Source organism: Pedococcus sp. 2YAF34, from assembly GCF_052114585.1.
In the GTDB taxonomy this organism is placed as follows: Bacteria; Actinomycetota; Actinomycetes; order Actinomycetales; family Dermatophilaceae; genus Pedococcus.
Map to the genome: position 1 here is coordinate 1 of NZ_JBFRFA010000053.1, position 18766 is coordinate 18766.

18 protein-coding genes, 1 tRNA gene and 1 pseudogene are annotated in these 18766 nt (G+C 71.7%); 10 read left to right on the plus strand and 10 right to left on the minus strand.

Annotation, left to right across the window (positions count from 1 at the left end; genetic code table 11):
• Nucleotides 1-22 precede the first annotated feature (22 nt).
• Nucleotides 23-1540, minus strand: coding sequence for an MFS transporter (locus tag AB4Z02_RS18050; protein ID WP_441972691.1), 1518 nt, complete (start codon nt 1538-1540; stop codon nt 23-25).
• Nucleotides 1541-1636: 96 nt separating this feature from the next.
• Here AB4Z02_RS18050 and AB4Z02_RS18055 point away from each other — a divergent pair, with 96 nt between their 5' ends.
• The 3 genes from AB4Z02_RS18055 to AB4Z02_RS18065 all read left to right on the plus strand — a co-directional run bounded on the left by AB4Z02_RS18055 (nt 1637) and on the right by AB4Z02_RS18065 (nt 4218).
• Entirely contained in the window at nt 1637-2608 is a 972-nt protein-coding gene (locus AB4Z02_RS18055; RefSeq protein WP_056882985.1) for a helix-turn-helix transcriptional regulator, read from the plus strand.
• A gap of 99 nt (nt 2609-2707) precedes the next feature.
• Entirely contained in the window at nt 2708-3163 is a 456-nt protein-coding gene (locus tag AB4Z02_RS18060) for a VOC family protein (RefSeq protein WP_441972693.1), read from the plus strand.
• Between the two features lie 53 nt (nt 3164-3216).
• The gene (locus AB4Z02_RS18065; protein WP_441972694.1) at nt 3217-4218 is read left to right on the plus strand and encodes a hypothetical protein; all 1002 of its coding nucleotides are present in this window, start codon (nt 3217-3219) and stop codon (nt 4216-4218) included.
• A gap of 161 nt (nt 4219-4379) precedes the next feature.
• Here the strand turns inward: AB4Z02_RS18065 and AB4Z02_RS18070 are convergent.
• Nucleotides 4380-4452 (minus strand) — tRNA-Arg (locus AB4Z02_RS18070).
• A gap of 392 nt (nt 4453-4844) precedes the next feature.
• On the opposite strand from AB4Z02_RS18070, the gene AB4Z02_RS18075 reads away from it, so the two are divergent.
• From AB4Z02_RS18075 to AB4Z02_RS18085, 3 genes and pseudogenes are all read left to right on the plus strand, one after another.
• Nucleotides 4845-6686: a phosphoenolpyruvate carboxykinase (GTP) gene (locus AB4Z02_RS18075; RefSeq protein WP_441972696.1), complete on the plus strand. Its 1842-nt coding sequence runs from the start codon at nt 4845-4847 to the stop codon at nt 6684-6686.
• 151 nt (nt 6687-6837) lie between these two features.
• Nucleotides 6838-6984 (plus strand): annotated as a pseudogene (locus AB4Z02_RS18080) (S26 family signal peptidase); the annotation flags it as partial.
• Between the two features lies 1 nt (nt 6985).
• A complete protein-coding gene (locus tag AB4Z02_RS18085; protein ID WP_441972698.1) occupies nt 6986-7501 on the plus strand; it encodes a MauE/DoxX family redox-associated membrane protein in 516 nt (171 codons plus the stop codon).
• Between the two features lie 56 nt (nt 7502-7557).
• On the opposite strand, the gene AB4Z02_RS18090 is transcribed toward AB4Z02_RS18085, so the two are convergent.
• Together AB4Z02_RS18090 and AB4Z02_RS18095 are read right to left on the minus strand one after the other, a co-directional pair.
• Nucleotides 7558-8361, minus strand: a complete 804-nt coding sequence (locus AB4Z02_RS18090) for a DinB family protein (protein ID WP_441972699.1) — start codon at nt 8359-8361, stop codon at nt 7558-7560.
• A complete protein-coding gene (locus tag AB4Z02_RS18095; RefSeq protein ID WP_441972701.1) occupies nt 8358-8948 on the minus strand; it encodes a mycothiol transferase in 591 nt (196 codons plus the stop codon). Before AB4Z02_RS18095 ends, AB4Z02_RS18090 begins: the two co-directional genes overlap by 4 nt.
• A 96-nt stretch (nt 8949-9044) precedes the next feature.
• Here AB4Z02_RS18095 and AB4Z02_RS18100 point away from each other — a divergent pair, with 96 nt between their 5' ends.
• On the plus strand, nt 9045-10532 hold the full coding sequence (locus tag AB4Z02_RS18100) for a hypothetical protein (protein ID WP_441972703.1): 1488 nt from the start codon (nt 9045-9047) through the stop codon (nt 10530-10532).
• 74 nt (nt 10533-10606) lie between these two features.
• Here the strand turns inward: AB4Z02_RS18100 and AB4Z02_RS18105 are convergent, their stop codons facing one another.
• From AB4Z02_RS18105 to AB4Z02_RS18120, 4 genes are read right to left on the minus strand one after another with little or no spacing between them, the layout of a single operon-like run.
• Entirely contained in the window at nt 10607-11011 is a 405-nt protein-coding gene (locus AB4Z02_RS18105) for a universal stress protein (protein ID WP_056882978.1), read from the minus strand.
• Nucleotides 11008-11826, minus strand: coding sequence for an ATP-binding cassette domain-containing protein (locus AB4Z02_RS18110; protein WP_156399883.1), 819 nt, complete (start codon nt 11824-11826; stop codon nt 11008-11010). Before AB4Z02_RS18110 ends, AB4Z02_RS18105 begins: the two co-directional genes overlap by 4 nt.
• Before the next feature lie 11 nt (nt 11827-11837).
• A complete protein-coding gene (locus tag AB4Z02_RS18115) occupies nt 11838-12866 on the minus strand; it encodes an ABC transporter permease (RefSeq protein ID WP_441972704.1) in 1029 nt (342 codons plus the stop codon).
• Between the two features lie 5 nt (nt 12867-12871).
• The gene (locus AB4Z02_RS18120; RefSeq protein WP_441972705.1) at nt 12872-13978 is read right to left on the minus strand and encodes a substrate-binding domain-containing protein; all 1107 of its coding nucleotides are present in this window, start codon (nt 13976-13978) and stop codon (nt 12872-12874) included.
• A gap of 108 nt (nt 13979-14086) precedes the next feature.
• Here AB4Z02_RS18120 and AB4Z02_RS18125 point away from each other — a divergent pair, with 108 nt between their 5' ends.
• A complete protein-coding gene (locus tag AB4Z02_RS18125) occupies nt 14087-15127 on the plus strand; it encodes a LacI family DNA-binding transcriptional regulator (RefSeq protein ID WP_441972706.1) in 1041 nt (346 codons plus the stop codon).
• Nucleotides 15128-15275: 148 nt separating this feature from the next.
• Here AB4Z02_RS18125 and AB4Z02_RS18130 read toward each other — a convergent pair whose 3' ends face one another.
• Nucleotides 15276-15722, minus strand: coding sequence for a hypothetical protein (locus AB4Z02_RS18130; protein ID WP_441972708.1), 447 nt, complete (start codon nt 15720-15722; stop codon nt 15276-15278).
• 102 nt (nt 15723-15824) lie between these two features.
• Nucleotides 15825-16304 (minus strand): DUF4385 domain-containing protein, encoded by a 480-nt coding sequence (locus tag AB4Z02_RS18135; protein WP_441972709.1) that lies wholly within the window; start codon nt 16302-16304, stop codon nt 15825-15827.
• A 172-nt stretch (nt 16305-16476) separates the two neighbouring features.
• Between AB4Z02_RS18135 and AB4Z02_RS18140 the strand changes: the two genes are divergently transcribed.
• Together AB4Z02_RS18140 and AB4Z02_RS18145 are read left to right on the plus strand one after the other, a co-directional pair.
• Nucleotides 16477-17211: a response regulator transcription factor gene (locus AB4Z02_RS18140; protein ID WP_056882971.1), complete on the plus strand. Its 735-nt coding sequence runs from the start codon at nt 16477-16479 to the stop codon at nt 17209-17211.
• Nucleotides 17208-18674: a HAMP domain-containing sensor histidine kinase gene (locus AB4Z02_RS18145; RefSeq protein WP_056882970.1), complete on the plus strand. Its 1467-nt coding sequence runs from the start codon at nt 17208-17210 to the stop codon at nt 18672-18674. Before AB4Z02_RS18140 ends, AB4Z02_RS18145 begins: the two co-directional genes overlap by 4 nt.
• The last annotated feature ends 92 nt before the right edge of the window (nt 18675-18766 follow it).

Genomic DNA, 18766 nt, shown 5'->3' on the forward strand with positions numbered 1-18766 from the left:
GCGCGGTGCCGAGCGGTTCGGCTCAGTGCTCCGCAGGCTGGCTCGCCACCGCCGGCAGCTGCCGGGCGACGACCGCTGCCACGAGCATGAGGCCGACCAGGACGGCGAGCGCGACCTCCATCGCGGGACGGAACATCTCCACAGGGACCGGCGACCCGTGGGTGTCGACCACCGAGAAGAAGAGCGAGCCGACCACGGCCACCCCGACCGCTCCCGAGAGCTGGCCCGTCGTGCTGAACAGCCCGGACGCGGACCCGGCCTTGTCGACCGGCACGTCGGCGAGGGTGAAGACACCGATCGGCGAGACCATCAGCCCGAAACCCGCACCCGCCACGACGAACCCGGGCAGGAACGACCACACCGAGGTCGAGGCGTCGGCGCCGTGAACGGCCACGGCCAGCAGCACCGCCCCGGCGGCCCACGTCAGCGCACCGATCTGCAGCACCCGGCGGCCGATCCGCGGCGCGAGCACCGCGACCCCGACTCCCGCGAAGACCGTCGTCGTGAGCGCGAACGGCACACCGGCCAGCCCGGCCTTCAGCACCGACCAGCCCAGACCCGCCTGCAGGTAGATGGTCTGGCACAGGAAGTAGGAGCTCATGGCCACGAACAGCAGCGAGTTCATCGCCGACCCGGCGCCGAAGCCGCGGCCCCGGTAGAGGCTGAGCGCGACCAGCGGCTCACGTCCGTCACTCTCGGCGCGGACCTGCGAGCGCGCGAAGAGGCCGAGCACCACGGCACCAGCAGCCATCGCCGCATACACCCAGGCCGGCCACCCGAGCTCGCGCCCCATCGTGAGCGGGTAGAGCACGGCGAGCAGGCCCACGGCGAGCACCGTGACACCACGCGCGTCGATCCGCGGGCGTTGCGTGGCCACGGACTCCGGCACCCATCGGAGCGCCGCGGCAATGGCGAGCGCCCCGAAGGGGACGTTGACGAGGAAGATCGACCGCCACCCGAGGCCACCGAGGTCGGCCTCGGTGAGGAGGGCGCCGAGGACCGGCCCAAGGACCGCCGACAGGCCGGCGAGGCCCGTGAACAGGCCCATGGCCTTGGCCCGCTCGTGCGGCGCGTACATCACCTGCAGGCTCGAGAGCACCTGCGGGATCATCGCCGCCGCAGCCAGGCCCTGGAGCGCGCGGAACCCGACCAGCGCCTCGGCGTTCGGCGAGAGCCCGCACGCCGCCGACATGAGCGTGAAGCCCACGAGTCCCCCGAGGAAGACGCGCTTGCGGCCCCACAGGTCGCCGAGGCGCGAGCCTGTGATGAGACCGACGGCGAAGGCCAGGGGGTAGGCCGCGACCATCCACTGGAGCTGGGCGGCGCTGGCCTGCAGCCCCGACTCGATGGTGGGTAGCGCGACGTTGACGATGGTCGTGTCGAGCAGCTCCATCGTCGAGGCGAGGAACAGGCTGAGCAGGGCGATGGTGCGTGCCCGGCCGACGGGCAGGGCGCAGCGGGCGACGGCGCCCTCGCCCTCCCGGACGGGTGGGTGCGCCGTGGACCCGCCCCCGCGGGGCGCCTCGAGCGTCGTGGTCATGTCGTTCTCCTCACGTGGACTCCGGTCTTGGGTCACCTCCCACGCTAGGGAGACTTCCGGCCACTTCCTGACCGCTTGATCCGGCATCCTTGAGCCATGGCCAACACCAGCTCCCGCACCCTGCGACTGCTCTCGCTGCTCCAGACGCACCGCTTCTGGGCCGGGCCGGAGCTCGCGGGACGGCTCGAGGTGTCCGAGCGCACCCTGCGACGCGACGTCGAACGGCTCCGGGACCTCGGCTACCCCGTCGACTCGGTCCGCGGGATCGAGGGCGGCTACCAGCTCGGTGCAGGGGCGACCATGCCGCCGCTCACGGTCGAGGAGGACGAGGCCATCGCCATGGTCGTGGCCCTCAACGGTGCGGCCCAGCTCACGGCGGGCCCCCTCGCAGAGGCCTCGGTCAGCGCCCTGTCGAAGGTCGTCCAGGTGCTGCCGCCCAGGCTGCGCCGCCGCGCCGAGGCGCTCCGCGCCGTCACCGACGACTCGCCCTTCGCCCAGGCCCCGACGGTCCACGCCGACGTCCTGGCGACCATGGCGCAGGCCATCCGCGACGCGGAGCGGGCCCGCTTCACCTACCGGGCGCGGGGCGGTGCCGGTGCCGGCGAGCAGGTGCGACGTCACGTCGAGCCGCACCGCCTGGTCACCGTCGGGCGGCGCTGGTACCTGCTCGCCTACGACCTCGACCGGCAGGACTGGCGCTCGTTCCGGCTCGACCGCCTCAGCGAGCCGTCCGGGACCCGCGCGCGCTTCCGTCCGCGCGAGGTACCCGGTGGCGACGCCGCGGCGTACGTGCGCAAGGGCCTGTCCCGCAACGAGATCGGCCACGCCGTGCGCGCCCTGGTCCAGGCCCCGGCAGAGCAGGTCGAGCAGCAGATCGCCCGGTGGGCGACGGTGACCCCGGTGGACCGGCACACCTGCCGGGTGGAGATGGACGGGCGCCAGGCCCGGTGGGCGGCCTTCGGGCTGGGAGTCCTCGAGGCGCCGTTCACCGTCGAGGAGGCGCCGGCCGAGGTGGTCGAGCTGCTGGGCCGGTGGGGCCGGCGGTTCAGCGAGGCAGCCGGGTCCTGACGTTGGCGTCGGGCCTCGCCCGGCTGGGCCGGTGCGTGGCGCTCCCCCTGCTCGGCCGACCTGTTCCCCCCGTCGGCCGGCGCTGACACACTCGCAGGTATGGCGACGAGCTGGCAGCTGACGGTCGACTGCGCCGATACCGGGCGGATGGTCGAGTTCTGGTGTGCGGCGTTGGGGTACGTCCCCGAGCCCGCCCCGCCCGGTTGGGCGAGCTGGCTCGAGTACTGGCGCGCGGCCGGGATCCCCGACGAGGACCTCCAGGGCGCCGAGGACGGGAGCGGCGCGGTCGTCGACCCGGACGGGATGCTCCCGCGGATCTGGTTCCAGCAGGTGCCCGAGGGGAAGGCCGGCAAGAACCGGCTGCACCTCGACCTGCGCCGGACACCCGGGCGTGAGCAGATGCCGTACGCGGAGCGCCGCGCGGCGGTCGAGGCCGAGGCGCAGCGGCTGGCGCGCCTCGGCGCCACCGTTGCCTGGGTCAACGCACCGGAGGGCGCGGACTACTTCGCGGTCACGATGCGCGACCCCGAGGGCAACGAGTTCTGCGTCTCGTGAGGGGCTCGCGCGCCTGCCCCAGGCGGCGGATGCCCACCTGAGAGGCTGAGCCCGTGCTCACCACCAACGACGTCGCCAAGTGCGAGCGCTGGTTCGACGACAACGGCCTGCCCTACTTCGTCGAGTCCGGCCACGAGGCCATCCAGCGCGCGCTCGCTCCCCGCGTGGTCGGGCTGTGGGCCGGCCTGCTCGCCGTACCGGCCGCCGTCGCGGTGCTGGTGGGGGTCGCGCTGCACTGGACCGCCGCCGAGGTCGTGGGCCTCGCGGTCGCGGTGGTGCTCGTGGGGGCCGTGGCCCGCGCGGTGCGGGTCTTCCGGGTCGCGCTGATCAGCCGCTGGGCCCTGGGTCACGCGTGGGAGAACCGCTCCCTGCTGGGCCCGCTCGCGACGCGCGCACTGCCGTTCCTCCTGCTGTTCATCACGTTCCTGTTCATCAACACCGAGGTGTGGCAGGTCTGCGCGGCCCTCCCCCGCCCCCTGCTGTGGGCCAGCGTCGGGATCTTCGCGCTGATGGCGGTCGCGTTCCTCGCCCCGTCCTTCGCCAGCGAGATCGCCCGGGTCGGCGTCGAGGTGGAGGGCGAGCGCCTGGCCGCGACCTGCCAGGGCACCCCGGTGGCGTCCGCGGCGCGCGAGATCCTCGCCGAGCCGCACCTCGCCTCGGAGGTCGCGGGCATCCGGCTGCCACCGTTGCAGCGACGAAACCTCATGCTCATGCTCTTCGTCGCCCAGGCGGTCCAGATGCTGTCGCTGGTGCTCATCGTGTTCGGGTTCTTCGTCGTGTTCGGCTCGATCGCCATCCGTCCCAGCGTGATCGAGACCTGGGTCGGCTCGCCCCCGCACTTCACCGGGCCCTTCCACCTCATCAGCGACGAGCTGTTCTCGGTGGCGCTGTTCCTGTCGGGGTTCGCCGGGCTCTACTTCACGGTGCAGGCCGTCATCGACGACACCTACCGGCGCGAGTTCTTCACCCGGATCGAGGACGACCTGCAACAGGCCATCGGCGTCCGCAAGGTCTACGTCGCCCTGCGGGCCCACCTGGCCCACGCGTCGCGCTGAGCCCTCACCCCGCTCGATGAGCGCGAAGTGTCGGTACGGGGGCGCCATGACGACACTTGGCGCTCACTGAGCCGTGGCTCGGGCACGACCGACCCGGACCCAGATGCGACGACACCCCGGTCCGAGGGACCGGGGTGTCGTCGTTCTGTCTCAACACAGAGTGCGCCCGAAGGGATTCGAACCCCTAACCTTCTGATCCGTAGTCAGATGCTCTATCCGTTGAGCTACGGGCGCCAATGCTGCCCCGGGGATCGCCCGGAGCAACGACGGGAAAGACTACCGGCTCACCCCCTCGCCCACGAAATCGGCCCCGCTCGACACTCCAGGCGGCCCCCCGGCGAGGACCGCCTGGTGCCCCGGGGGGCAAGAAATGAGCGGCGTGGCGGAGAGTTCTTGCAGCGCTTGCAAGAACCAAACATGCAGGTCAGGGCTACTCCTGGGTTGTGAGGATTTTCACGAGCGATCTCCGCCGTCGGTGGTACCGGCCACCTCGACGGCGGGTCTACCTTGGCCAGACCAGCAGCGTTCACGATGTGGACTCCACATCGGCATCCACAGCGGCGTGGACGCATAGACCTCACCGGTTCCGGGGCCACGGACCCGGGCGAAAGGGACGGCCGATCAGCATGACGACCGAGGCGACACACACCACCGACCAGCGCGCAGGAGGCACGACGCACGCCGCTCTCCAGGCGTGGGTCGACGAGGTGGCCGCGCTGACCACCCCCGACCACGTCGAGTGGGTGACGGGCTCCGACGCCGAGTGGACCCGCCTGACCGACAAGCTCGTCGAGGCCGGCACCTTCGTGCGCCTCGACGACTCGAAGAAGCCCAACAGCTTCTACGCCGCCTCGGACCCCACCGACGTCGCCCGCGTCGAGGACCGCACCTTCATCTGCTCCGTGGACGAGAAGGACTGCGGGCCGACGAACAACTGGATGGACCCGAACGAGATGAAGGACCTCATGCGCGGGCTCTACGCCGGCTGCATGAAGGGCCGCACGATGTACGTCATCCCGTTCGTCATGGGCCACCTCAACGCCGAGAACCCGATGTTCGGCGTGGAGATCACCGACTCCGAGTACGTCGTCGTCTCGATGCGCGTCATGTCCCGCACCGGCGTCAGCGTGCTGCGCCGCATCGAGGAGCTCGGCGAGAAGGCCAACTACGTCCCGGCCCTGCACTCGGTCGGTGCACCGCTCGAGCCCGGCCAGCAGGACGTGAAGTGGCCGTGCAACCCCGAGAAGTACATCGTGCAATTCCCCGAGGAGCGCATGATCTGGAGCTTCGGCTCCGGCTACGGCGGCAACGCCCTCCTCGGCAAGAAGTGCTACTCCCTGCGCATCGCCTCGGTCATGGCGCGCGACGAGGGCTGGCTGGCCGAGCACATGCTGATCCTCAAGCTCATCTCCCCCGAGCAGCAGGTCTACTACATCGCCGCCGCGTTCCCGTCCGCCTGCGGCAAGACCAACCTGGCCATGCTGGCCCCGACCATCCCGGGCTGGAAGGTCGAGACCCTCGGCGACGACATCGCCTGGATGCGCTTCGGTGAGGACGGCCGGCTGTATGCCGTGAACCCCGAGTTCGGGTTCTTCGGCGTCGCCCCCGGGACCAACGAGCACACCAACCCCAACGCCATGAAGACCATCAACAAGGGGAACTCGGTCTTCACCAACGTCGCGCTCACCGACGACGGCGACATCTGGTGGGAGGGCCTGGAGAACACCCCGGCCCACGCCACCAGCTGGAAGGGCGAGGACTGGACCCCCGACTCCGACGAGCTGTCGAGCCACGCCAACAGCCGCTACTGCACCCCGATCGAGCAGTGCGACATCCTGGCCAAGGAGTACTACGACCCCAAGGGTGTGCCGATCTCGGCGATCTTCTTCGGTGGCCGCCGCAAGACGACCGTCCCGCTGGTCACCGAGGCCCGCGACTGGATGCACGGCACGTTCATGGGCGCGACGCTCTCCTCGGAGACGACCGCCGCTGCCACCGGTGCCGTCGGCGTCGTCCGCCGCGACCCCATGGCGATGCTGCCGTTCATCGGCTACAACGCGGGCGACTACTTCCAGCACTGGATCAACGTGGGCAAGGACGCCGACGCCACCAAGCTGCCGAAGATCTTCTACGTCAACTGGTTCCGCCGTGACGACGAGGGCGGCTTCCTGTGGCCCGGGTTCGGCGAGAACAGCCGCGTCCTGAAGTGGGCCATCGAGCGCATCGAGGGCAAGGCCGCCGCGGTCGAGACCCCGATCGGCCACGTGCCGACCCCGGAGTCGCTCGACACCGACGGACTCGACATGAGCGACGCCGCCCTCGAGCAGGCGCTGGCCGTCGACGCCGAGGAGTGGAAGGCCGAGATCCCGCAGATCGAGGAGTGGTTCGCCAAGTTCGGCGAGACCCTGCCGACGCAGCTGCAGGTCGAGCTCGACGGCCTCAAGGCGCGCCTCGGGATGGACGACTGACCCCGCTGGCTACCGGCTGACTCCGCGTTTGGGGGCAGTGCAGTGACGAATACGTCACCGCACTGCCCCCAAACGCGTCTACGGAGCGGTCAGTCCAGCCAGCCGAGCCGCTGCGCCATGACTCCGGCCTCGAACGCCCGAAACAGTCCGGCCCACCGTCGGCTGCTCCGCGGTGCCGCAGGGCCGCCTGGTGGTCCTGGGCGACAACACGCACAGCCTCGACTCCCGCCAGCTGGGCTTCATCGCCGCGGACGCCGTGGTCGGTGTCGTGGGGCGCCGACTCCTCCAGGGGGCCTGACGTGGACGTCGACCTCACCCTCCGCAGCATCCTGGTCGCGGTCTTCGCCGTGGCCGCCTTCAGCAAGCTGCGCAGCGCCTCGTCCTTCCGCGACTTCGCCGAGTCCCTGCGCCCGCTCGGAGCGGCTCGGTCGGCGCCCGCCGTGGTCGCCGGCGAGGTTCTCGTGGTGGTGCTCCTGCTCACCCGCTGGGCACTCGTCGGCTACCTCGTGGCCGCCGGGATCCTGCTGGTCTTCGTGACCGGGATCGCCCGGTCGCTGCGCCAGGACGTGCCCGTGTCGTGCCGGTGCTTCGGCGGTCGGGGCGGCCGGCTCGGCGGGCGGCACGTGGTGCGCAACCTGCTCCTCGTCGTGATCGCCGTCGCGGGTGCGTCAGTCACCAGCGGCTCACTCCCCGCCTCGGCCGGGGGGGCCGCCCTTGCGGCAGGCTCCGGCCTCCTGCTGAGCCTGCTGTTCATCGGGTGGGACGAGCTGGCGTTCGTGGCCGGCCTCGACGAACGAGGAGCCGCGGCGAGGTAGCGCATCCCGGCCCCGGGTGCGTCGGGGTGACGAGCCCGTCACCCCGACACCCTGAGTCAGCCCTGGGGCTGCGGTGCGGTGCCGAGCCGGGACTCGAGGACGGCCAGGTCACGGGTGGCGTAGGCGTGGTGGTGCCACTCCTCGTTGACGATGCAGCCGACCACGCGCGATACCGGGAAGGACTCGGACTCGGGGTAGCCGGGCTGGGTGACCGGGGTTGTCGTGCCGGCGAGGCGCTCGTCGGTGAGGCCGTCGACGACCTCGCGCATCGTGGCCATCCGGTGACGCCGCAGCTCGAGCACCTCGTCGAGGGATGGTCGCACGTCGTGGTCGCGGGGCACCGACGGGATGTCGGCCATGTCGTCGTGGGGCAGGTCGAGCGGGCTCCACGGCGCCGGGTCGCCGAGCAGCGCCCGGCGGATCCACGCGTCGGTGGCGAACACGAGGTGGCGCAGCGTCTCGACGAAGGACCACTCACCGTCGACCCGCTCGTGCAGGAGGGCAGGGTCGCGGGACTCGAGCCGCCGTGCGCGGTCGACGGTCTCGGACCACCGCCGCTCGAGCACGTCCCAGGCCTCGCGGAAGCCGGCCGGGTCGGTGGGGTGCATCCGCGTCCGGTCGGGGTCGCGCCGGTCGAGCTCGGCCTCGACGAAGTCGGTCACGTCGACCCCGTTGACGGTGAGGCGCTCGACCTCGCCGCTGATCTCCACGTCGAGGAGTAGCGACCCCCTGATCACGGCCTGCCGCAGGTCGACGTTCTTGAACCGCGCCCCGGTGAGGTAGGTGTCGTCGAAGACCGCGCCGCTGAGGTCGAGCCGGCGGAACACCTCGCCGCGCCTGCTGTCGTCGTATCCGCTCATCGCTGCGGCCACCGCCACCCGTCACCGGAGACCGGCTGCCAGCCGTCCGGCGGGTCCTCGCCTACGCGACCGTCGACGGCCTCCCGCAGCAGGTCGGCGTGACCGGTGTGCCGGCCGTACTCCTCGACCATGTCCAGCACGAGCCGCCGCAGGTTGGCGGGCCGTCCATCGGGGCCGGTCTCGACGACCGGCCCAGCGAGGCCGCCGTCGGCGAGGGCGGCGTCGACCCGGGCGCGGGCCCGGGCCACGGCCTGGTCATAGAGGTCGTAGAGCTTCTCCGGAGGGTCGTCGACGGCCGAGGTCAGCTCCCAGTCGACGTCCTCGTCCCAGCCGTTGTCGTCCCACATGGGGTCCATCGGCGCACCGGCCAGCTTGACGGCGAACTTGTGGTCCTCGCAGACGGCCAGGTGCTTCAGCAGCCCGGCGAGGGTCAGGCTCGACGGCCCGACCGTCGTGCGCAGCCCCTGCGCGTCGAGGCCGTCGGCCTTCCAGCGGAACGTCGCCCGCAGCCGGTCCAGCGCCCCCAGCACTGCCTGCTCCTCGGTGCCCGCGAAGGGCGGTTCCCATGGTCTCGAGGTGGTGTCCATGCGGGCACCGTATCCAGCGTTGTGGACGTTTCACGTCCACAACCGGACACCGATGTGCCTGCCACCCCGCACCACGCCACACGGCATACTCGCCGCATGGCTCACAGCGGAGTGGTCTTCCCCGAGGTCGACGGCCGGCGCAGCACCTCCGCGCTGGGACGGGCCGTGGTGGCCGACGCCCTGCGCGGGGTGGACCCCGTCGGCGCGCGGGCCGCCGAGCGCGAGACGAGCTGGCGGCAGGGCTACCTCGACCACTTCCGGAGGCTCGTCGAGGCCGGACTGCTCAGGGAGGGCGAGGCGGCCGTGGACATCGCCAGGGCGGGGCTGGACTCGCTGCATTCCCGGATGCGCTCTGTCACGCCGGCGGGAGAGGTCCCGCTCGGCGAGGTGTTCGCCGCGAGCACGGACGAAGACGGCCCCGCGCTGGAGACCGCCACGGTCCGGGGCACCGGGGAACGGACCGTCGAGCTCAGCATCCCGCTGCACGGCCAGCGCCTCGCCGGTGACGCGCTGCACCGCCAGCTCGACCGCTGGCTGGCCGCTGGGAGCATGGAGCCCTCGGCGGCCAGCGCCGTGCGCGAGGTGATGGCCCACCCCGACTGGCTGGACCTGCGCGACCAGAAGCTCGTCGTCCTCGGCGCCGGTGCCGAGATGGGCCCGCTGCGCGCGGTGCTGTCGTGGGGTGGGGAGGTGGTCGGGGTCGACCTGCCCCGCCCCGACCTCTGGCGCCGGGTGCTCGACATCGCCGCCGGCTCCGCGGGCACGCTGCACCTGCCCGTCTCCGGTTCCACCTGGTCGGCGTCCGACCTGGCGGCCCACGCCGGCGGTGACCTGGTCCACGACCTGCCCCGGCTCGCGGACTGGCTGTCCTCCCTCGGCGGGCCCCTCGTCCTGGGCAACTACGTGTATGCGGACGGCGCCACGAACGTGCGCGTGGCCACCGCCGTCGACGCACTGAGCGTCGAGCTCCTGAGGCGCCGCGACGACGTGGCGCTCGCCTTCCTCGCCACCCCGACCGACGTCTTCGCCGTGCCTGCTGAGGCGGTCGAGTTCTCGACCCGTGCCTACCGGGCCCCGTCCGCGGTGATGCGCCTGGCACGACCGGCGCTGCGGACGGTCAGCGGTGGACGCCTGCTCCAGCGCAACTACGCGCCGGGCTCCGACCCCGGGCTCAACGACAGCCTCGTCCCGCAGCAGGGCCCCAACTACGCCCTCGCCAAGCGCCTCCAGCGGTGGCGCGCCACCGTCGCCCGGCGCGACGGGGTCACGACCTCCCTCAACGTGGCTCCTCCCACTCGAACCCGGTCGGTCGTCAAGAACCGGGCCCTGGCCTCCGCCTACGCCGGCGCCCACCGCTTCGGCATCGAGGTCTTCGAGCCCGCGACGAGCAACACCCTCATGGCCGCCCTGCTCGTCCACGACCTGCGCACGGCTGGTGCCACGGACCCGGCCCGCAGCAGCCGCGCACCCTGGGAGGACGAGGCGCACGGCGCGGTCCACGGCGGCCTGTGGCGCACCGCGTACGACCCGCGCAGCGCCCTGGGCCTGGCCGTCGTCCTGGGTCTCGGCTCCGCCCGGACCTGACAGCCCCTCCCGGACGCAGCGGTACGCCGCGTGGTCACCTGACCACGCGGCGTACCCGTGCCGGGTCCCGAGCGCTAGGACGCCCTGGGCGCCTTGACGGCCAGCACGGCGCACGAGGCGTCGAGCAGGACCTGCTGCGAGGTGCTGCCGAGCAGCAGCTTGCCCACCGGGGAGCGGTGGCGCAGGCCGATGACGATGAGCTCGGCATCCTCCTGCTGGGCGATGTGCAGGATCTCCTCGGCGGCCGGGAGCCCGGCCGTCGGCTGGACGACGTCGTAGTCCAGGCCCGTCTCGGAGAGCTCGCTGGCGATCGCGTCGACGTCCTGCGCCGTGGCGAAGGACTTCGAGGCGAAGTCACCGTTCTGGCCGGTGTTGACGACCACGAGCCGCGCCCCGCGCAGCACCGCCTCGTCCTTGGCCCGCACGAAGGCAGCCACCCCCTCCGGGCTCGGGATGTAGCCGACGACGACCGTGCTCACGACGGGCCGTCCAGGCGCTTGGCTCCCGTCATGATCGCGACGCCCTCACCCATGTCGTGCGACTGCGGGGTGATGACCCCCGCCCGGCCGCCGAGCCGCTGGATGTGGATGCGGTCGGCCACCTCCCACACCTGCGGCATGTTGTGGCTGATGAGGATGACCGACAGGCCGCGGTCACGCAGCTGCTTGATCATGTCGAGCACCATGCCCGACTCCTTCACACCGAGGGCGGCGGTCGGCTCGTCGAGGATGACCACCTTGCTGCCGAACGCCGCGGCGCGGGCCACCGCGACGGCCTGTCGCTGACCGCCGGAGAGGGTCTCCACGGCCTGCCCCATGTTCTGGATGGTCTGGATGCCGAGGTCCTGGACCGACTGCCCGGCCCGCTTCTCCATGCCCTTCTTGTCGAGCATGCGGAAGACCGACCCGAGGATGCCCTTGCGGCGCTCCTCGCGTGCGAGGTAGAGGTTGCTCGCGATGTCGAGCGCCGGGATGACGGCCAGCTGCTGGTAGACGGTCTCGATGCCGGCTGCCCGCGCGTCCTGCGGCCGGGCGAAGTGCACGCGCTCGCCGCTGAGGGTGATCTCGCCGGAGTCAGGCGTGTAGGCGCCGGTCAGGCACTTGATGAGCGTCGACTTGCCCGCGCCGTTGTCACCGATGACGGCGAGCACCTCGCCGGGGTAGAGGTCGAGGTCGACCCCGTCGAGTCCGATGACGCGGCCGAAGGTGATGACGAGCTTGCGGGCCGAGAGCACCGGCTCCTGGCTGTAGATGTGCTGCTTGTCCGCAGGGACGCCGCCGTGGGCGACCTCCATCGTGGGTGCACTCATGCCTTGACCTTCCTGATCCACTGGTCGACCGCGACGGCCACGATGACGAGGATGCCGGTCGCGAGGACGCGCCACTGCTGGTCGACGCCCATCTGGGAGAGCCCGAACTGCAGGGTCTGCACGATGAGGGCACCGATGGCGGTGCCGATGAGCCGGCCGCGACCGCCGAAGAGGCTGGTGCCGCCGATGACGACCGCGGTGATGCTCTGGAGGTTGGCGTCCGGGACGGCGTTGGGCGTCGCCGCACCGGCACGGCCGATGAGGACCCACGCCGCGAGACCGTAGATGAGACCCGCGAGCGTGTAGACGGTCAGCAGGACCCGCTTGCTGGCCACGCCCGAGAGGCGCGCCGACTCGGGGTCGTCGCCCACGGCGTACACGTAGCGCCCCCAGGCCGTCTGGGCCAGGGCGAAGCCCACGGCGATGTAGATGAGGATCACCGCGACGATGCCCCAGGTCAGGCTGATGCCGAACAGCTTGAAGCCGTCACCGAGGAAGTTGAGCAGCCCCGGCAGGTGGTCGGCCTGGATGCTCTCGCCGCCGGAGTAGAGCAGCGCGATGGCGGTGAAGATGCTGAGCGTGCCCAGGGTGACGATGAACGGCGGGAGGTTGATCCGGGTCACGAGGAAGCCGTTGAGGGCACCGGCGGCCGTCGCCAGGACGACGCCGATCACCAGGGCGAGGATGCCCGGCATGCCCCCGTCCCTGGAGAGGGAGGCCATCACCATCATCGACAGGACCATGATCGCGCCCACCGACAGGTCGATGCCGGCGGTCAGGATGACCAGCGTCTGACCCACCGCCAGCGCGGCCACCACGGCGGTCTGCTGGAGCAGGATGCCCATGGAGTTGGCGGTGAGGAACGTCGGGGTGGCGATGAAGAACGCCACGAAGGCCACGAAGAGCAGGAACAGCGGGCTCAGCCATGGCCGGCCGTGCAGCTGGTGCTGCACTCGTTGGAGGGGCGACTGCTGCCGCCGGGCGAACTCGGCGGCAGCAGCGGACGGTGTCGTGGTGGTTGCCATGGGAGTCAGTTGCCCCAGCAGAGCTGGCTGCCCTTGGTGGTGTCGATGCTGTCGACACCCTGCGCCGGCTTGTCCGTCACCAGCGCGACGCCGGTGTTGAAGAAGTCGAGGCCGTCGGACGTCTTGGGCTTCTCACCGCCACGGGCGACCTTGGCGATCGCCTCCATGCCCATCGTCGCCATCTTCAGCGGGTACTGCTGGGCGGTGGCACCGATGACGCCGCTCTTGACGCTGGCCACACCGGCGCAGCCGCCGTCGACCGAGACGATCAGGGCCGTCTTGCCGGCCGCCTTGAGGGCCGCGTTGGCGCCGACCGCGGTGGGCTCGTTGATGGTGTAGACGAGGTTGATGCTCGGGTTCTTCGCGAGGCACTTCTCCATCGCGGTGCGGCCGCCGTCCTCGGCGCCGTTGCCGGCCTCGTTGCAGACGATCGTGTAGTCGCCGCCCTTGCCGCCGGTGTACTTGCCGGTCTTGGACTCGTCGCCGTTCTTCTTGGGGTCCTTCACGTCGATGCCCATGCCCTCGAGGAAGCCCTGGTCGCGGTTGTAGTCGACCGAGACGATCTTGTCGTTGAACAGGTCGAGCAGCGCGATCACGGCCGGCTTGCCGTCCATGGTGGCGGCCGCCCACTGCCCGTCGAGCTTGCCTGCCGCACGGTTGTCGGTGGCGAAGGTGATGTCGACGGTGTTGGCCGGGTCGGGCGGGGTGTCGAGGGCGATGACGTAGAGACCTGCGTCGCGGGCCTTCTTGATCGCGGCGTTGACGCCGGTGCTCATGGGCGTGATCAGGATGCCCTTGTCGCCGCGGGCGATGGAGTCCTCGATCGCGGTGATCTGGCCCTGGTCGTCGCCCTCCTGCTTGCCCGAGGCCACCGTCAGCTTGACGTTGTTCTTCGCGGCGTCGGCCTTGGCGCCCTTCTGCATGGCGACGAAGAACGGGTTCGTGGAGTCCTTGGTGATGAGGCTGACACCCACGGTCTTCGCGCCGCCCCCACCACCGCTGCTGGAGGAGTCGGAGCTGCTGGACCGGTTGCACGCGGTCAGGGCGAAGGCCGTGGAGGCGATGGTGGCGACGGCGACGGTCCGGCGCAGGGTGGGGGTGTATCGAGACATGGAGGGCTCCCTCTCTGGCGGCTGCGTCGCCGCGCTGTGACAACGTTGTCAAGAGAATGTGTAGTCCCCGGTTGTGCTGTTGTCAATGGACCCTGTACAACTACCTGCGTGATCTTGACATCGATGTCAGCGAGCGGACGGCCGCCCCGCGCGACCATGCGCGACGTCGCCGCCCTGGCCGGCGTCAGCCTCAAGACGGTCTCTCGGGTGGTCAACCGGGAGGCCGGGGTCTCACCCGACGTCACCGCCCGCGTCGAGCGGGCCGTGGCCCAGCTCGGCTACCGCCACAACCTCGCCGCGAGCAACCTGCGGCGAGCCCACGGTCGCAGTGCCATGGTGGGCGCGGTGCTGCAGGACGTGAGCAACTCGTTCTCCGCCAGCCTCCTGCGCAGCCTCGAGGACGAGGCGCGCGACCGCGACGTCGCCATCGTCGCCTCGAGCCTCGACGAGGAGCCCGAGCGCGAGCGGAGCATCGTCGAGAGCCTGGTCCGACGACGCGTCGACGGCCTGCTCCTCGTGCCCGCCACCGAGCGGCAGGACTACCTGGCCGACGACCTGCGCAACGGCCTGCCCGTGGTGTTCGTCGACCGCCGACCGCAGGGCGTCGACACCGACTCGGTGACGGTCGACAACGGGCTGGGCGCGCGCCTGGCCGTCGACCACCTCGTGGCGCACGGCCACCGCCGTATCGCGCTGGTGGGCGACATGCCCACGATCCAGACCGCCCGGGCCCGGCTGGAGGGCTACCGGTCGGCCCTGCGTCACGCGGGGGTCGAGCCGGACCCGGACCTCGCGGCGATGTCGGTGCGCTCGTCCGACGACGCCATCGCCGCCGTGTACCGGCTGCTCGACCTCGACGACCCACCCACCGCGATCTTCGCGGCGCGGAACTCGTTGGCAGTAGGGGCGATCCGTGCCCTGCACCAGCGTGGGCTCGCCGGACGCGTGGCCCTGGTCGGGTTCGACGACTTCCCGCTGGCCGACATCGTCGACCCGCCGCTGACCGTGGTGCGCCAGAACGTCCGGACCATCGGCGCCGAGGTGGCCAAGCGGCTGTTCGCCCGCATCGACGGCGACACCTCGGCACCGCACCACGTCGTGCTCACCCCCGAGCTCGTGGTCCGCGGCTCGGGGGAGATCCGCCCCTAGTCCCGCCCTGTCGCGCCGACGCGCTGGGAGGCCAGCGGGCGTACCGAGCCGCAGACCGGAATGGCGCCGAAGTCCTTGCGGGGCAGCGGATCCGACCCGGTCGCGACGGCCCTGGACCGCCGCGGGACGTGGAGCAGCGGGAGGGCGGTCATCTCGTCGCCGCGTTCGGGTCGGAGGGCGCGGCCCCGGGCTGCCCCGGCTGGCCCTGCTGGCCGACACCGCCCGGCCCGAAACCTCCCTGTCCGCGACCGCCCAACCCTCCCGGCTGGAACTGGCCGGAGCCACCCTGGGTCGAGCCGACCGGTAGAACGGCAGCTGCTCCGACGGCTCCCACGGACGAGATGCCGATCGCGAGCGCCGCGGCGATGGCCGTCTTGCGACCGGACCACACCGGCGGGTTGAGGGCTGGGGCGGTGTCCGGCGCGGGAGCGGTGGCCGGTGCGGTCGGTCCCGCGGTGGGTGCGGTCGGAGCCGGGGCGGCCGGTGTCGCCGACGCGGCGGCATACGGCATGGTCCGGGTGGTGGCCCAGCCGATCGGTGCGGTGTCGGCGCCGGTGTCGCGCACGGCGTCGGCGGGGGTCGTGGGGTGGGTCATCGGACGCCTCCGGCGGGATGGGAGTGGCTTGGTCCCACCGAGGGTCGGCGCGCAGGCTGTGGGCGGGCTGTGGCCGTGGTGTCGGGCGACTGAGCGTCCCCGTCAGCCGTGCTCCTTCTTGTGGGCCGCGCGCCAGGCTGTGTACTCGGCGACCTGCTCGACCTCGTCCCACTCCTGCTTGAAGATCCGCGCCGACTCGGCCTTGACCCGGTCCTCGGGTCCACGGGGGAGCTCCGCCCGGCCGTGCGCGCCGCTCTGCCCTCGGCGGTCCGCCGGCACCGGGCCGTCGTACTTGCGACCGCCGGGGTGGTTGGCGTAGCGGCGCGCTCGGGTGAAGCCCATCTGCAGGAACTTGCGGGCCATGTCCGCACCGACCAGGTCGCCCGACGCGAGGTAGTCGTCAAAGGCCGCGCGCAGGGCCGCCGCACTCTCGCGGGCGACGTCGGGGGTGCGGAACCGCCACAGGGGCAGCAGCTCGTCCTTGTAGGGCTGCACCGTGAGCACGCCCTGCTCACCCCGCCCGACGCGGTACCGGTCGGGGTGGGCGCGCAGGTCCTGCGTCGGAGATCGGTCGTCGGGCACCCTGAGGAGTATCCCCACCCCGCACCCGGGCCGCCTCCCGTCCGGGCGGGAGCGCACCCTCCCGCTCGGGCCGCAGCAGGCCCACGCCGGACCGGAGCCCGCACAGAGGTCTCACAGAAATCGCACAGCCTGTGCGTGGCCTTTGCCCAGCAATCCGGTGTTCCCTAGGACCATGAACACGCAGCCGTCCACTTCCTCCCGCCTGCAGCGCCTCGACGGGTCGCCCGTGCGGGTCCTCGTCGTCGACGACGAGAGCAACCTGACCGAGCTGCTGAGCATGGCCCTGCGCTACGAGGGCTGGGAGGTCCGGACCGCCGCCACTGGGGCTGCTGCGGTGCGCGCCGCCCGCGAGTTCCAGCCGGATGCGGTGGCACTCGACATGATGCTGCCGGACTTCGACGGCCTCGAGGTGCTGCGGCGCATGCGGGGCGACAACGCCGGTGTGCCCGTCCTGTTCCTCACGGCCAAGGACGCCGTCGAGGACCGCGTGGCCGGGCTGACCGCGGGCGGCGACGACTACGTCACCAAGCCGTTCAGCCTCGAGGAGGTCGTCGCTCGGCTGCGGGCCCTGATGCGGCGTACCGCCGTCGTGGCCGACGAGTCGTCGTCGGTGCTGGTCGTCGGCGACCTGACCATGGACGAGGACAGCCACGAGGTGTCGCGCGGCGGTGAGCAGGTGCAGCTCACCGCCACCGAGTTCGAGCTCCTGCGCTACCTCATGCGCAACCCCAAGCGCGTCCTGTCGAAGGCTCAGATCCTCGACCGCGTCTGGAACTACGACTTCGGCGGCCAGGCCAACGTCGTCGAGCTCTACATCTCCTACCTGCGCAAGAAGATCGACGCCGGCCGCGAGCCCATGATCCACACCATGCGCGGCGTCGGGTACGTCCTCAAGCCCGCGTCATGAGCCCTGCTGCCGCGGTCGGTGCGGCGCGCCACCGACTCCATCCCGCCGCCTGGTCGCTGAGCACCAAGCTCGTCGCCACGGTGGTCGGGCTGTTCCTCGCCGTCACCCTCGCGACCTCCTCCCTCACCGTTCTGCTGCTGCACGACTACCTGCAGGGGCAGCTCGACCAGGACCTGCGCTCGAGCGCGGTGCGGCTCGGGGGCGGCCCCGACGACGGCGACGGCGACGGCCGCGGACGGCCACCCGGCGCTCCCCCGGGCGGCGGCGGGCGGTTCCTCACGCTCACGCTCGCGGGCGGCTCGGTCACCAACAACCGGGTCGTGCGTGGCGACAGCTACGGCACGCTGACGAGCGACCAGATCAGCCAGATCGACGCCGCCGGCATCGGCCAGAGCCCCACCTCGCTCGACATCAAGGGCCTTGGCGAGTTCCGCCTGGTGTCCACGCGCTCCCCGACCGGCGCGACCACGATCACCGGACTGCCGCTGGCCGGCGTCACCGAGACCGTCAACAAGATGGTCACCCTCGTCGTCGGTGGCACCATCGTGGGGTTCGTCCTCGTGGGCAGCGGTGGCCTGTGGCTCGTGCGCCGCAACCTCGCTCCCCTGCAACGCGTGGCGCACACGGCCACGAAGGTGTCCCGGCTCAAGCTGGACTCCGGCGACGTGGCCCTCGCCGAGCGCGTGGGACCCGCCGACGCCGACCCCCGCACCGAGGTGGGCCAGGTCGGCCTCGCGCTCAACAACATGCTCGACAACGTCGAGGGTGCCCTGCAGTCGAGGCACGAGAGCGAGCAGCGCGTGCGCCAGTTCGTCGCCGACGCCTCGCACGAGCTGCGTACCCCGCTCGCCTCCATCCGGGGGTATGCCGAGCTGTCGAGTCGCGAGCGCGAGCCCGTGCCCGCCTCGGTCAGCCACGCCCTGTCACGCGTCGAGTCCGAGGCGCTGCGGATGCAGGGCCTCGTCGAGGACCTGCTCCTCCTCGCCCGACTCGACGCCGGCCGCCCGCTCGAACGCGAGCCGGTCGACCTGTCGCTGCTGGCGATGGACGCGGTGAGCGACGCTCACGCCGCTGCCCCCGACCACCGCTGGGAGCTCGACCTGCCCGACGAGCCCGTCGAGGTCGCCGGCGACCAGGCACGGCTGCACCAGGTGGTGGCCAACCTGCTCGCCAACGCACGCACGCACACCCCTGCCGGCACCAAGGTCGTCACCTCCGTGCGGCCCGACGGCGAGTGGGTGCGGCTCACGGTCGCCGACAACGGACCAGGAGTCCCGAAGCCACTGCAGCGCAACGTCTTCGCGCGCTTCACCCGTGGCGACGACTCACGCAACCGTGCTGCCGGCTCGACAGGTCTCGGGCTGAGCATCGTCGACGCCGTCGCCAAGTCACACGGCGGCCGCGTCGAGCTCGCGAGCACCCCGGGCGACACGACCTTCACGGTCCTGCTCCCCGCCCACTGACGCCCGCGCGCCCACCGGGCGCGGGCGCCATACCGGCTCCGCGTCGCCACCGAGAGATGGGGAGTGGCTGCTTCCGGCGCACCGGAAGCAGC

Bases quoted from the DNA above. Each gene is read 5' to 3' on its own strand.
- AB4Z02_RS18050 (WP_441972691.1), bottom strand. From the start codon at position 1,540: ATGACCACGACGCTCGAGGCGCCCCGCGGGGGCGGGTCCACGGCGCAC.
- AB4Z02_RS18055 (WP_056882985.1), top strand. From the start codon at position 1,637: ATGGCCAACACCAGCTCCCGCACCCTGCGACTGCTCTCGCTGCTCCAG.
- AB4Z02_RS18060 (WP_441972693.1), top strand. From the start codon at position 2,708: ATGGCGACGAGCTGGCAGCTGACGGTCGACTGCGCCGATACCGGGCGG.
- AB4Z02_RS18075 (WP_441972696.1), top strand. From the start codon at position 4,845: ATGACGACCGAGGCGACACACACCACCGACCAGCGCGCAGGAGGCACG.
- AB4Z02_RS18090 (WP_441972699.1), bottom strand. From the start codon at position 8,361: ATGAGCGGATACGACGACAGCAGGCGCGGCGAGGTGTTCCGCCGGCTC.
- AB4Z02_RS18095 (WP_441972701.1), bottom strand. From the start codon at position 8,948: ATGGACACCACCTCGAGACCATGGGAACCGCCCTTCGCGGGCACCGAG.
- AB4Z02_RS18100 (WP_441972703.1), top strand. From the start codon at position 9,045: ATGGCTCACAGCGGAGTGGTCTTCCCCGAGGTCGACGGCCGGCGCAGC.
- AB4Z02_RS18110 (WP_156399883.1), bottom strand. From the start codon at position 11,826: ATGGAGGTCGCCCACGGCGGCGTCCCTGCGGACAAGCAGCACATCTAC.
- AB4Z02_RS18115 (WP_441972704.1), bottom strand. From the start codon at position 12,866: ATGGCAACCACCACGACACCGTCCGCTGCTGCCGCCGAGTTCGCCCGG.
- AB4Z02_RS18120 (WP_441972705.1), bottom strand. From the start codon at position 13,978: ATGTCTCGATACACCCCCACCCTGCGCCGGACCGTCGCCGTCGCCACC.
- AB4Z02_RS18130 (WP_441972708.1), bottom strand. From the start codon at position 15,722: ATGACCCACCCCACGACCCCCGCCGACGCCGTGCGCGACACCGGCGCC.
- AB4Z02_RS18140 (WP_056882971.1), top strand. From the start codon at position 16,477: ATGAACACGCAGCCGTCCACTTCCTCCCGCCTGCAGCGCCTCGACGGG.
- AB4Z02_RS18145 (WP_056882970.1), top strand. From the start codon at position 17,208: ATGAGCCCTGCTGCCGCGGTCGGTGCGGCGCGCCACCGACTCCATCCC.